The 13,742-nt window shown below is 38.9% G+C and carries 13 protein-coding genes; 12 read left to right on the top strand and 1 reads right to left on the bottom strand.

What is annotated here, in order from left to right; genetic code table 11:
* Nucleotides 1-4: 4 nt before the first annotated feature.
* The 7 genes from fliI (at nt 5) to bhn_RS15940 (ending at nt 8,912) form a co-directional block, all read left to right on the top strand.
* Nucleotides 5-1,324 carry a flagellar protein export ATPase FliI gene (gene fliI, locus bhn_RS07770; protein WP_334293128.1) on the top strand — a complete coding sequence of 440 codons (1,320 nt, stop codon included), beginning with the start codon at nt 5-7 and terminating at the stop codon, nt 1,322-1,324.
* A 3-nt stretch (nt 1,325-1,327) separates the two neighbouring features.
* On the top strand, nt 1,328-1,786 hold the full coding sequence (locus tag bhn_RS07765) for a flagellar export protein FliJ (RefSeq protein ID WP_071176159.1): 459 nt from the start codon (nt 1,328-1,330) through the stop codon (nt 1,784-1,786).
* Between the two features lie 2 nt (nt 1,787-1,788).
* Nucleotides 1,789-2,727 carry a MotE family protein gene (locus tag bhn_RS07760; RefSeq protein ID WP_083385833.1) on the top strand — a complete coding sequence of 313 codons (939 nt, stop codon included), beginning with the start codon at nt 1,789-1,791 and terminating at the stop codon, nt 2,725-2,727.
* 96 nt (nt 2,728-2,823) lie between these two features.
* On the top strand, nt 2,824-4,314 hold the full coding sequence (locus bhn_RS07755) for a flagellar hook-length control protein FliK (protein WP_071176158.1): 1,491 nt from the start codon (nt 2,824-2,826) through the stop codon (nt 4,312-4,314).
* A 22-nt stretch (nt 4,315-4,336) separates the two neighbouring features.
* Nucleotides 4,337-5,035: a flagellar hook capping FlgD N-terminal domain-containing protein gene (locus bhn_RS07750; RefSeq protein ID WP_071176157.1), complete on the top strand. Its 699-nt coding sequence runs from the start codon at nt 4,337-4,339 to the stop codon at nt 5,033-5,035.
* A gap of 67 nt (nt 5,036-5,102) precedes the next feature.
* Nucleotides 5,103-5,537 carry a TIGR02530 family flagellar biosynthesis protein gene (locus bhn_RS07745; protein ID WP_071176156.1) on the top strand — a complete coding sequence of 145 codons (435 nt, stop codon included), beginning with the start codon at nt 5,103-5,105 and terminating at the stop codon, nt 5,535-5,537.
* A gap of 114 nt (nt 5,538-5,651) precedes the next feature.
* On the top strand, nt 5,652-8,912 hold the full coding sequence (locus bhn_RS15940) for a flagellar hook-basal body complex protein (RefSeq protein ID WP_071176155.1): 3,261 nt from the start codon (nt 5,652-5,654) through the stop codon (nt 8,910-8,912).
* A 58-nt stretch (nt 8,913-8,970) separates the two neighbouring features.
* On the opposite strand, the gene bhn_RS07735 is transcribed toward bhn_RS15940, so the two are convergent.
* Entirely contained in the window at nt 8,971-9,699 is a 729-nt protein-coding gene (locus bhn_RS07735) for an ion transporter (RefSeq protein ID WP_071177471.1), read from the bottom strand.
* A gap of 577 nt (nt 9,700-10,276) precedes the next feature.
* Between bhn_RS07735 and bhn_RS15430 the strand changes: the two genes are divergently transcribed.
* From bhn_RS15430 to fliM, 5 genes are all read left to right on the top strand, one after another.
* Nucleotides 10,277-10,450, top strand: a complete 174-nt coding sequence (locus bhn_RS15430; protein ID WP_083385831.1) for a flagellar FlbD family protein — start codon at nt 10,277-10,279, stop codon at nt 10,448-10,450.
* 65 nt (nt 10,451-10,515) lie between these two features.
* The gene (locus bhn_RS07730; protein WP_071176154.1) at nt 10,516-11,319 is read left to right on the top strand and encodes a motility protein A; all 804 of its coding nucleotides are present in this window, start codon (nt 10,516-10,518) and stop codon (nt 11,317-11,319) included.
* Complete coding sequence (locus bhn_RS07725) at nt 11,319-12,152, top strand: OmpA/MotB family protein (protein WP_071176153.1); 834 nt, start codon at nt 11,319-11,321, stop codon at nt 12,150-12,152. Before bhn_RS07730 ends, bhn_RS07725 begins: the two co-directional genes overlap by 1 nt.
* Before the next feature lie 19 nt (nt 12,153-12,171).
* Nucleotides 12,172-12,708: a flagellar basal body-associated FliL family protein gene (locus bhn_RS07720; protein ID WP_071176152.1), complete on the top strand. Its 537-nt coding sequence runs from the start codon at nt 12,172-12,174 to the stop codon at nt 12,706-12,708.
* Nucleotides 12,709-12,756: 48 nt separating this feature from the next.
* Nucleotides 12,757-13,740, top strand: a complete 984-nt coding sequence (fliM, locus tag bhn_RS07715) for a flagellar motor switch protein FliM (protein WP_071176151.1) — start codon at nt 12,757-12,759, stop codon at nt 13,738-13,740.
* Nucleotides 13,741-13,742 lie beyond the last annotated feature (2 nt).

The raw sequence follows: 13,742 nt of genomic DNA, 5'->3' as shown, positions 1-13,742 counted from the left end.
AAAAATGAAGAGTGCTCCATTTTACCGAATGAGAGGCAAGGTTGTAAATGTTATCGGCTTAACTATCGAATCAGCAGGACCAGATGCTAAGCTTGGTGACATTTGTCTTATTTATCCCAAAAAGAAAGACAGTGACTCTTTATCTGATTTTAGCGCTAGGCCAGCTATGGCTGAAGTTGTTGGATTTAAGGACAATCACGTTCAGCTGATGCCTTATGAAAATACCAGTGGTATCGGTAATGGCTCAATTGTTGAAAATACTGATTCACCTCTTAGGGTAAATGTTGGTGAGGGACTTCTTGGTAAGACCCTGGATGGCCTTGGCAGGATCGATGGAACAAGCTTTGGTAAAGGCGTTTCCCTTGAAGGCGGCGTTGCTTATTCTGTTGAGAATCAGCCACCAGATCCTATGACAAGAGATCCTATTTCAGATGTGTTATCCCTTGGAGTAAAGGCTGTTGATGGACTTCTTACAGTTGGTAAGGGTCAGAGAATCGGTATTTTTGCAGGTTCTGGTGTTGGTAAGTCAACGCTACTTGGAATGTTTGCCAGAAACACTCAGGCTGATATAAATGTCATTGCTCTTATTGGAGAGCGAGGCAGAGAGGTTAGAGAGTTTATTGAAAGAGACCTTGGCGAAGAAGGTATGCGAAGGTCTATTGTAGTTTGTGCAACTTCTGATAAGCCTGCACTTGAGAGACTTAAGGCTGCAAAGACTGCAACTTCAATAGCTGAGTACTTTCGAGATAAGGGAAAAGATGTGCTTTTGATGATGGACTCTCTTACACGTTTTTCAATGGCTCAAAGAGAGATTGGACTTGCAAGTGGTGAGCCACCTGTTTCTAGAGGATATCCGCCATCAGTATATGCTGAGATGCCTAAGCTCTTAGAAAGAGCTGGAAGATCAAGAAAGGGTTCTATCACAGGCTTATATACAGTTCTTGTTGATGGCGATGATATGAATGAGCCTATCACAGATACAGCCCGCGGTATTCTGGACGGTCATATTGTTCTTAATCGTAAGCTTGCTCAGAGAAATCATTATCCTGCGATCGATGTTCTTGCCAGCATCTCCAGGTGTATGTCGGCTATTGCAGATCCAGAACACAAGAAGGCTGCAGGCAAACTTAAGAACGTGCTTGCAACATATAACGATGCTGAAGACCTTATTAATATAGGAGCATACCGTAGTGGTGCCAACAAGAACATTGACTATGCGGTATCCAAGATCGATGCTGTTAATGAGTTTTTGATGCAGGAAACTGATGAAAAATTTAGTTTCGAAGAGATCAGGCAGACCCTGATTGATATTTTTAGGGACTGATAAATGGCTAGATTTAATTATAGGATGCAAAACATTCTAAATATCAAGCAAAAAACTGAGGGACAGGTCAAGATGGAATTTGCTGCTGCCCAGTCAGAGCTTAACAAACAACTTGATATTTTGGATGAATATATCTACAGAAGAGCGAATTATCTAAAAGAAGCTGAAGAACTTAGAAATGAAGATAGCTTGAGGCTTCAGGATATATTGGATAATCAATACGCAACTGCTCAGATGGATGTTATGATAGCATCTCAGGCTAAAGTAGTTAAGAAACATGAAGCAGAAGTCGAAAAAGTAAGAGTAAAACTTGCACGTGCCATGCAGGAAAGAAAGATGCAGGAAACTCTACGAGACAGAGCTTATGCTGAATTTGTTGAAGAACAAAAGCAAGAAGAAGCTAAGGAAAACGATCAGCGAACTAGCTTTACTTATGGACAAAAAAGACAGGAGAATGGTTAATTATGGCTGATAACAGCATGATGACACCTATGGATGATCCTAAAGCTGCCAAGAAAAAGCTTGCGGATGAGAAAAAAGAATATAGAAAAAAGCTAAGGGAACAGCGTAAAGAGCAGAAAGAAAAAGAAGCTGAATTTGCTGAAAGAACTGCTGAGATCAATGGAGACGATGCTGGTGGTCTTGCAACTCTTATCATCACTTTCCTTATTATTCTGATATGGCTTGCTATCATGGCTCTTTTAGTAAAGCTTGATGTTGGACATTTTGGATCAGAGATACTTGCTCCACTTCTTAGGGATATTCCTTATGTGAATATTATTCTTCCTGATGGAAGTATTTCAACGGATTCTTCTGAAACACCGGTTGATTTTAGTAATGCTGAGAGTTCTGCTTCAGGCATTAACTCCATGGAAGAAGCAAATGCCTATATCAAGAGACTTGAACAGGCTCTTCAGTCAGAGATGGAACTTAATAGCAGCTATGCTTCATCAATTGAAAAGCTTGAAACTGAAGTAGCAAGGCTTGAGCCTTTTGAAAAGCAGCAAAAAGAGTTTTATGAAGAAAAAGCTAATTTTTATAACAGCATAGTTTATGGCGATTATGCTCCGGATGCTTCTGCCTATGCTTCATATTATGAGATGATCGATCCTGATAATGCAGCTGAGATCTACAGGAAGGTTGTGCAGGGCGAATATGATGATGCGGCTATCAAAGCTTTTGCAACAACATATTCTGGAATGAAAGCCAAGAAAGCTGCAGCAATCTTTGATGAGATGGTAGCAGAAAATCAGATTGAGCTTGTTTCGAGGATCCTGGCCCAGATGAGCGTTGAAAATAGAGGAGATATCCTTGCTGCTATGAAGGAAGAAAATGCAGCTAAGCTTACACAACTTCTAGAGCCAACATCTCTCGAACAAAAATCTACAAAAGTTACTGGATAAATTTCAAAATAGATATAAATAAAATAAAAAAATACCGATATACAAGTTGGAAGTATATCGGTATTTTTATGCTTACCAATAGAAAGGAGGATCTTGATGGGCAGTACAACCAATCAGGTTGGTACATTGTTACCGATCATGACGCAAAGTACTGCAGCGACTAATGTTTCATCTGTAGCAGAATCAAACAAAGGCACGTCGAAAGCATCTGCAAGCTTTGACAACATCCTGAATCAGTTTTCAGATACAGTGATGCAGACAAAAGCAAATGATGCAGGAAAAGACAATAAGGCGATACTTAAGGATGCAGATCAGAAAAACATCTCTGATGATGCTACAAGGAAGACTGAAAAGGAAAATGGAAGTCCTAGTGATAAGGATATCAAAAAGTTTTCTGAAGCTTATAATAATGCAGATAATGCAGAAAAAGCTAATGCTACAGGATTAAAAGAAACAGACAGCACGGAAGCAGATAAAAAGCTGCAGGAAGCCATTGAGGAAGATGGCAAAAAGCTTGTATCTGAAATTGCAGAAGCCTTCGATGTATCAGAGGACGAGATACTTGGCATGATGCAGGCAATGGGACTAATGATGGCAGATCTTTTAGACCCGCAGAATTTACAGGAGCTCGTAACACGAGTTATCGGACAGGACAAGGCACTTGAACTTTTAACAGATTCAGATCTCTATACTTCATTGCAGGACCTCTTAGAGGGTGCGGAAGATATGAGAAGTCAGCTTATGAATGAGTTTGACTTATCTGATGAAGAACTTCAGAACGTAATAAATGGTGTGAAGGCTGATTTTACAGAACATCTTTCAAAAGAGACTGAGAAGATGCCTGAGGTTATCATTAACGAAGCTGGAGATGAATTGTTTAAGGACAAGACCGCACTACAGTCTGATAAGACATCAGCAGAAAGAACTGAAATTACATTGGAAAGAAGCTATGCAGAGGAAAACAGACCAGTAGAAGCTTCTGGAAGATCAGAAAATGACAGTAATAAAGGTTCTTTCCATCAGGATGCTGGTGCTCCTAATCTTTTCAATCAGGTACTAAATAATATTACTGAAGCTGCTATGAATGAGCCGGCTCAAGAGATGCAGTACACTGACAGAGCTCAGATGGCAGATATCATCAGGCAGATCACAGAGAGAATCACTATTTCTTCTGGTCAGGATGAGACTACGATGGAACTTCAGCTTCATCCAGCAAGCCTTGGAAATGTGAACATAATGCTTACTAGCAGCAAGGATGGAATAGTTGCTAAGTTCACAGCTCAGAATGAGATAGTAAAAGAGGCAGTAGAAAGCCAGATGATCCAGCTTCAGCAAAAATTTGAAGCACAGGGAATCAAGGTTACATCAATTGAAGTTACGATTGCAAGTCATGAATTCGAAAGAAATCTTGATGAACAAGGTAAACATCAAGGCACCGGTGATGAGACTGAAAAGGGTAAGAAGAATACAAGACGTATCAATCTTTCATCTATTTCAGATCTTGAGGACGAAGCACTTGATGATTCAGATAAGATAACAGCTCAGATGATGGCTGCAAACGGTAATACAGTTGATTATACCGCCTAATTGCTTATGAAAAGAGGTCAAAATGGCAGAAACAAATGCAGTAAATAATAATTCAGTAAGCGCAATCATCAAGGATGGACAGGTTCAGAATCTTGATAAGTCAAAAGAAAGCAAGGATATGAACACAGCATCTGGCTATGACAAAGACTCTTTTCTTAAGATCTTGGTAGCTCAGATGAAATATCAGGATCCTATGGAACCTACATCAAATACTGAATATATTTCGCAGTATGCAACCTTTACTCAGGTAGAACAGCTTAACAATATGGCTAATTCAATGTCTCTTTCTAGAGCATCTGAGATGGTAGGTAAAACTGTAACTGTTACTCAGGTCAATGCTGATACAGGTAAGACATCAGAGGTACAGGGCGTTGTAGACTTTGTTACATACAGTGGCAACAAAGCATACCTTAGCATTAATGGTACTAACTATAACATCGATGATGTTACAGAAGTTCTTTCTACTGATTATACAGATGCACTTGAAGTTGTTAAGGACTTCCAGGAAGCTATTGATAAGCTTCCTAACCTCAATCTTATTTCTGAGGAAGAGCACGGATCAACCATCGATACTATGTATGATTTCTACATGAACAAGATGGATGAAAAAGCTAAGAACCTTATGAATAAGGATTATGTGACATCACTTCTTCAGTTCGTTAACAGAATTGATGATATTAGAGGAAATGATCACAGAACACTTATTAAAGCAACTACTTAAAATATACGTGGCGCCCGGAAGGATCCGGGTGCTGCGGAAAATTTAGAAGAAAGGAGGAAAGACAGTCATGATAATGGATGATAGACAGTTTTTATCAATAGGCCAGATGCAGAATCAGATCAAGACAGGATCTGTAAATGCTGGAAGTGTGATCAACAAGCCTTCTGGAACTTTGCCTGTAGGTGAAAATTCTTTTGCTAACATCCTTAAAAAAGCTGAGGAATCTGTCGATAATAATATTGGTTCGGAAAGTCTTAAGTTTTCTAAGCATGCTGTAAATAGATTAAGTGATAGAAATATCGAACTTACTAAAGAGCAGATGGCTAGACTTGAGCATGGAAAGATTGAAGCTTCAGAGAAAGGTATCAAGGATTCCCTTATACTTATCGATCAGCTTGCTTTCATAGTAAATGTACCGAACAATACAGTAGTGACAGCAATGGATCAGACAGAAAATAAAAGTAATGTTTTTACAAATATTGACGGAGCAGTGATTGCGTGATTGGACCTATTGCAGGAAATCATTTGATCCCCGACCGATTGAAGGGATCATTCTTTATCACTCATCCGTCCAAAATCTCAAAAAAGCTAAATACAAGATGGAGGACTTTGCCTTATGATGAGATCACTTTATTCTGGTGTAGCAGGTCTTAAGACACACCAGACCAAGATGGATGTTATCGGTAACAATATTGCCAACGTTAACACCACATCTTTCAAATCACAGTCTATTACATTTTCAGATCTTATGTATCAGACAACACAGACAGCTTCAGGAGCTACAGAGACCAAGGGTGGTGTAAATGCCCGCCAGATCGGTCTTGGTGCTAAGTCTGGTGCTATCAATACAGCTATTACATCTCAGGGTGCAACACAGACAACCAATAACCCATTCGATATTATGATCACAGGTGAGTCTTTCTTTATCGTTAACAACGGTAATGAAAACCTTTACACAAGAGATGGTTCTTTCTATGTAGATGGTGCTGGTAACCTTGCAATGCAGTCAAATGGTTACTTCGTACAGGGCTGGGTAGCTCAGGAAGATAAGGAAACTGGTGAGATCACAATTAACAAGAATGGCGGACTTTCAAGCCTTCAGATCATGAGTGCAGCTAATAGCACATATTCACCAGCATCTACAACAGCAGCTCTTTACAGTGGAAACATCGATGACCATGACAAGAACCTCATTTCTGATGATGGTAAGACTGTAACACTTGAGTTCTATGACAACAAAGGTTACCTTTACACAGGTAAGTTTACATTAAAGGATACTGGCTATGATCACCAGTTCGCACTTACTCTTACAGATATCATCGATTCTGATGGAAAGAGTATCGGACCCGATCTTTTAAAAGAGATCACATTCGGTAATGTTGAGAGCCCAACAAGATCACAGTCATTTGATAAGGGAACTAAGTATTCAATCGTACTTGATGCTTCTGGCGAAAATATCGCTATCAATGCAGAAGGCGGGGATGTTAAGTACAAACAGGTTCCATTAAATGGTTATTTATCAGATCTTATGAGCACAAGCTCAAAGAGCTATTCAGGAATCCTTAATACTGTTTATAACGTTACAGATACAGATGAAAAGAATTATCCAGCAGATGCAACATATAAGATTGATGACCAGACTGGTGAACTTACAATAAAGTTCAACAAGGTTGACCTTGCTGCAGCTGATGGATGGTATGCAACAGCTAAGTACACTTATAAGACAAACTCATCAGAGAAGTACTTTGTAGATCCAGCAACACTTGAGGCTTATCATATTCCTGATTCTACAGCAAATTCAAGCGCAAGTGCTTTTGCTGATACAGATTTCCTTTCAAAGGTATTTGGAATCTCTGATCTTTATGGCTCAGCAGATTACGACTATACATATTATAATGCGACAACTCCACCTAAGATGGAGATCAAGAGACATGTATCAGTTCCACAGGCTACATCAACTAACCCAGGTGCATATAATAAGATTGCAACTGTTGGTCAGTACTATACACTTGATGGAACAACAACAGGTAAGACTGTACTTCAGGCAGCTCAGGATTGGGTAGATGCAGCTCCTGCTGGTGAGACAAGAAGTCTTGATCAGGTATTTTATTCATTCAATTCAGCTGATGATAACATCACTTTATATGTAAAGAATTATGAAGATGTAACAAAGACTGAGACTACAGGCGGTTCTGCAGTACAGGCAGATGTTAATAATCTTACAACTGCATTTACAGATGGCAGTATTGATGTATCTACTGGAATTGAGACTCAGGATATAACTGATGTTCTTGACTATATTGATAATCAGATCAATACTCTTACTTCTGATAATGAGGCGCAAGAAGAGATAAAGACACAAAAGCAGCAGGCAATCGAAGCTGCAGATCTTATCATTAATGATCCAAATTCAGATCCTACAGATGTTACACAGGCTGAGGCAGATAAAGCTGCAGCTCAGGCAGATTATGATGCTGCTGATGCAAAAATCACAGCTAACAATACTGAGATTGCTAAATACAACTCAGCAAAGAAGGCTGCTGAAGAAATTCAGAGCGCAATGACAGCTAAGAGTCTTTCGGTTGTTACTGATGTAAAGGAAACTTCAATTACAGGTACTACAGGTCTTATGTTCTCATATGAAGCTCAGGAACTTGGCGGAGCACAGGCTCTTAGAGATGGAACTGGTGCTGTGATCACTTATTCACATCAGATTGAAGCTGAAGGTGAACTTGATACTACAAAGTTTACTGATACACAGCCAGTACAGCCAAAGGGCGTATATGTTGGAGCTTCTACATTTGCTAAGGCTTATGGACTTACAAGTCTTACAGCAACAATTACAAGTGGAAATAATCCTTACGAGACACTTCTTGGTGATGCATTTGGAACAAATACAAATATTCCAAGCTTAGCTTCTGGTCAGGAATATACAATTACATTCTCAAACAATACTGATACTTTAGGATATGTATCAATTGCTCACAGCGTAACCGAGACTGCAAAGGGAATGTCTACTGGATATTCAGTTTCTGATAATGGTGATGGAACACTTAACTATACATCAGAGACAGCTTATGAATCAGTACCTGTAAAGGGAAATATAGCAGATCTTCTTACAACAGCAGAAGGCGATAACAAAGGTCTTTTAAATAAGGTTTATGGAATCACTGATGAACAGGCTGATGCATATGGTATTGATGGTACTTATGAGATCAATACTTCAACAGGTGCTATTAACCTTACAGTAGGTAAGCATTCTGTACAGCTTAAGTTTGATGCAGCTAATGGTTCTCTTGTTTCAGCTGATACAAGTGATGCAGGTCTTGTAACAATGAACTTCAACCAGTCAATTCCTGGTCTTGAAGCCTTTGGCTATCAGCAGACAGCAGGCGATACAACTCATAATCCTGGTGATGTACAGTTTGACTTCTCAACAGTTACAAATTACAACACAAACGGATCATCTACGATCAAGGCTGTTAAGGGCGACAAGAAGTCTCTTAACACAGGACGTGCAGTTGGTGAGATGAATGGCGTATCGATCAGTACAGACGGTCAGATCTATGCAACATATTCAAATGGTCAGACCAAGCTCCTTGGACAGATCGCATCTGCGGAGTTTGCTAATGCATCAGGTCTTTCAAAGGAAGGTGATAACCTGTATGCATCAACACTTAACTCTGGTGAAGCTACAATTCAGGACATCACCACTGATGGTGGTTACATGAACACTGGTGTACTTGAAATGTCTAACGTAGACCTCTCATCACAGTTTACAGAGATGATCACAACACAGCGTGGTTTCCAGGCTAACAGCCGTATCATCACAGTATCTGATACACTTCTTGAAGAGCTTACAAACCTTAAGAGATAATCTTTAGACAAAATTAAGGCCCTGCCGGTTTTCGGCGGGGCCATTTATGTGCTTAAAACTATAATTCATATTTGGATTTCTTTTTGTTGATCTCATTCATATAGGCAGCTGTAATGATGCCTGAAGGAAGAGCAATGACTGCAACTCCCACAAGAGCAGATATCATAGTGATCATTCGTCCAACTTGAGTACAAGGGGAAATATCTCCGTAACCAATTGTTGTGATGGAAATGGTTGCCCAGTATAATGCGTCAAAAAAGTTAGTGAAGAGATCTGGTTCTAATTGGAAGATCAGCATTGCAGAAACAACTATATAAATGATTATCAGGATAAGTACAGCTAGGAGCTGATTCTTTACCTTTCTTATTACATTTGCGATAACGATCATTGTCTTTGAATATCTTATAAGCTTTAAGACTCTAAATATCCTAAAGAGTTTTAAGAGCTTGATAGCAGAAGATATAGGAAAGACGAAATATAAAAGTGGAAGAATAGACAGAAAATCAAAAATGGCAAGAGGCGTAAAAATGTAAGCTATATACGCCTTAGCACTTTTGTAACCCATCTTATAATCTGCAGTATAGACTCTTGAACAATAATCTATTATAAGAATGATGCCAGTTAATATCTCAATGAACTGAGTATAGAGATTATCAGCTTTGAGAGTAAGCGGTATCATGCCTACAAAGATAGTAGTGTTCATTAAGATATCGTAGGCTCTACTGGAGGCATCGCCTTCTTTTGAAACTTCTATGACTTCATATATTCTTTGCTTTGAATCAGCCATAATCATTCACCCTTTTGGTAAGCGCAGAAATTAAAAGTTACCACTTATAAATGCAAGTAATCCTAAAACAATCAGAATAATAGTAAAAACATGGCATATTATTACAAAGGAGATAGTATATATCTTTTTATTGCTCTTAATAGTGCCATCATCTGAGATAAGAACTGAGTTATCTATTTCTTTTTTCATGGGAGCTCCTTGTTTAAAGAAACTAAATAGCGTATCTATAAAAACATTATACCATGCAAACACTAACTGTATATTAGACAAAGATTATTCTTTTAGCAATTCTTTAAATAATCTACTGTAATATATTGACTTGTTGTGGTAAAATGATTTTAATACCACAATATGTAGTACTATGTCCAAAAATAGATTTTGGACAATGTAAATGTGAAAAAATATTACATAAATCACATTGCATTTCTGTAATAAAATTTAAAATATGTCTAAATTGTGAACGTGGCATAGAGATTTTGCATTGAAAACGTGGTAAAATAGTAGTGATTAGAAATAAAGTTTCATTTTAGAATGAAATTTTTTGAATGAGTGAAATTTTATATTAGGTGAGGGGTTAATGTCTAAGATTATTGAGTTGACCAAAATGGATACGCGTAAGATTCTTCTAAATATTTCTTCCATTGAGACTGTAGAAGCTAATCCAGATACCATCATTATCCTAAACTCGGGTAGGAAGTTATTAGTCAAAGAAAACCCTGATGAAATCTACAAGATGATTCAAGAAAATTAATTTTGAAATAAATTATCGAATAAGTAAATGATGTTCACTATAAATATGAGAAAGGGGAGTTTGTTGTGGATATTGCGTCTTTACTTGGTGTAGGTCTATGTTTTATATTCATGATCCTGAGTATTGTGTTCTCAGCTGGTATCACGGGTGTTAAATACTTCCTTGATGCGCCTTCAGCTATGATCACCTTTGGAGGAGCCTTCATGGCCGTTTTGGGATCAAGAAGTATGCCGAGTTTCATGAGCGGTCTTAAGTCATATACTTTGATCTTTAAGATGCCAACTGATGACACCAAATCTGTTATCAAAAAAATCATTGATCTTTCAAATACAGCTAGAAAAGAAGGCCTTCTTGCATTGGAAGAAGCTGCTGGTAGTTTGGAGGATGCTTTCATGAAGAAGGGCGTCATGCTTATCGTAGACGGTACTGAGCCTGAACTTGTAAAGAGCATTCTTGAAGCTGAAATTGATGCCATGGCGGAGCGTCACAAAGAGAACTATTCATTCTTTGGCGATGTTGCTGGTATGGGTCCTTCATGGGGTATGATCGGTACCCTCCTTGGACTGGTTCTTATGCTTCAGAACATGTCTGATCCTTCATCAATCGGACCATCCATGGCGGTTGCCCTCATTACAACATTCTATGGATCAGTTCTTGCTAACTGGTTCTGTTATCCTGCTGAAAATAAGTTAAAGGCCAGAAGTAATGCTGAGTACATGACAAAGAGCATTATCATTGAAGGTCTTTTGTCTATACAGGCTGGTGAAAACCCACGTGTTACAGAAGAGAAGCTTAAATCATTCCTTTCACCTGCTGATAGATCTGCTTATGAAGCTGAAAATGGCACTGGCGATGGAGGCGGAGAATAATGGCAAAGAGACAAGAGGAGATAAAACCTGGTCTGCCGGCCTGGCAGGGTACCTTTGGTGATCTGATGAATCTGCTTCTTTGTTTCTTCGTACTTCTTTTCTCAATGGCTAACATGGATGCGGCAAAGTTCGAGGAAGTAGCAGCATCATTTAGTAATGCTTTCGGTATCTTCTCCGGTGGAGAAATGGCTATAGGACAGGGAGCACTTATTGGTGATGGTGTTTCTCAGCTTAGTGCTTTATCTAGTTATATCACTTCAATGGGACTTGCTCAGAGCGGCGAGGATTCTGATTCAGAAGAGACAGCTATTGGAGAAATGGAACAAAAGGAACTGTTAGAAGCTGCTGAAGAGGAACAGATGGAAGCATCAGAAGAGCTTGCTGAAAAGATTGAAGCAGCTCTTGAAGCTGGAGATGTAGATAATGAAGTATCTCTGAATTACACAAGCCAGTTTGTACAGCTCACTATTCAGGGTTCAATTCTTTTTGATTCTGGTAAGACAGATATTAAAGATGACGCTATACCTGTTATCGATAAGGTTGGTCAGATACTTGAAACCTATGCTGGAGGTACTATTGAGATTGAAGGACATACGGATAATGTTCCTATGTCTTCTGGCGGAAAATATGCTAACAACGATGAGCTTAGTTCAGGAAGAGCTCTTTCAATCTTTTATTACCTTTGTGAAAATACTAATCTTGATCCTGCAAACATTGTTCATACAGGTCGAGGAGAGTATTCTCCAATTGCTGACAATTCTACAGATGAGGGCAGAGCCCGCAACAGAAGAGTAGAAATAAAGATTTACAATCCACTTAGTTCATCTTATTAAAGAGGGGAGATAGTCCTAAATGAAAAAGAATCTTTTATCAATCATCATCTTGGCACTTTTAGTCATTAACCTTGCTATGAATGGCTTTATGCTTCTTAGCGTAATGACAACAAATTCTCAGACAGCAAAGCTTATCTCTGATATTGCTGCTGCGCTTGAGCTTGAAGCTAGCGGCGGAGCAGGCGGAGGCTTTTCAAATTCAAATTCAGGAACTGTTGGTGTAGCAAACATAGCTACATTTGGTTATACAGGTGATAACAACCTTACTATCAGTCTTAAGCCTGGCGCAGATGGAAAGACTCATTACATGCTTGCTGATGTTGTATTTTCAATGAATACAGCTTCTCAGGACTATGCAACCTATGGTTCTTCTGAATCACTTGCTAGTATGAGCGATCTTGTTAAGGCTAAAGTTATTGATGTCCTTTCAAGTTACACAATGGAAGAACTTCAGGCTGATATGCAGACAGCAAAAGACCAGGTTCTTGAAGCTGTTCAGGAGCTTTACGGTTCAAACTTTATTTACGACGTAAGTATTAGTGCAATCTATTCATGATGATCATGAATAGATCGGTATTTAATAAATACAGAAAGGAGATCCATTTTGAGTGAAGTACTGTCACAAAGCGAAATAGATGGTCTGTTGGCAGCGCTAAGTAGCGGTGAACTTGATGTGGATCAGATGCAGGCAGCTGACGAAAAGAAAGTCAAAGATTATGACTTCAAACGTCCTGCTAAATTCTCCAAAGAGCATCTTCGAACTTTGGAGATGATCTACGAACATTATGGACGACTTTTATCCACAACTTTGCCACTATATCTCAGAAAGAACGTAACTGTATCTGTAGCTAACTCAGAGACTGTTACATATTCTGAATTTAGTAATGCTCTTTCCAATCCTGTTATTTTGGGAGTAATAAGTTTCCTTCCTTTACAGGGTAATATTATTTTGGAATTGCAGGCAAACATAGGATTCTCTTTTATTGACAGAATGCTTGGAGGTGAAGGAGGAACCTTGGATAAACCAAGACCATTCACCGACATTGAGATGCCACTTATAGAGAAGCTTGTAACAATCTGTATGCAGCTTATGGTAGAACCTTGGCAGAACGTTGTTTCTATCAATCCTGTTATGGAGAGGATAGAGACAAATCCACAGTTTGCGCAGGTTATTTCACCAACAGATATGATCGCTATCGTTACGCTGAATATCAAGATTGGCGATACAGAAGGTCTTATGAATGTATGCTTGCCATATTTCACCTTAGAGAGTGTTATGGATAAGCTGAATACCAAGTTCTGGTTCTCAACGATGCAAAAGAACAATGATGAGGACTATGAGGAAACTCTTGAGACCATGGTCAGACATGTTGATGTACCAGTTAAAGCCATACTTGGTAAATGTAATGTTTCTGTTAATGATTTTGTACATCTTCAGGCCGGAGATATCATAAGGCTTGATAATAGGGTAAATACTGACATGCAGGTATATGTGGGTAATCTGTTTAAGTTTACTGCACTACCTGGAACTGCCAAAGAGAAATATGCCGTAAGAATTACTTCGGTTGTGAGAGAGGAGGAAGAGTAGAG

Source organism: Butyrivibrio hungatei, from assembly GCF_001858005.1.
In the GTDB taxonomy this organism is placed as follows: domain Bacteria; phylum Bacillota; class Clostridia; order Lachnospirales; family Lachnospiraceae; genus Butyrivibrio; species Butyrivibrio hungatei.
Note: the sequence above shows the minus strand (reverse complement) of the source record. Positions and strands in the feature narration are given on the sequence as shown.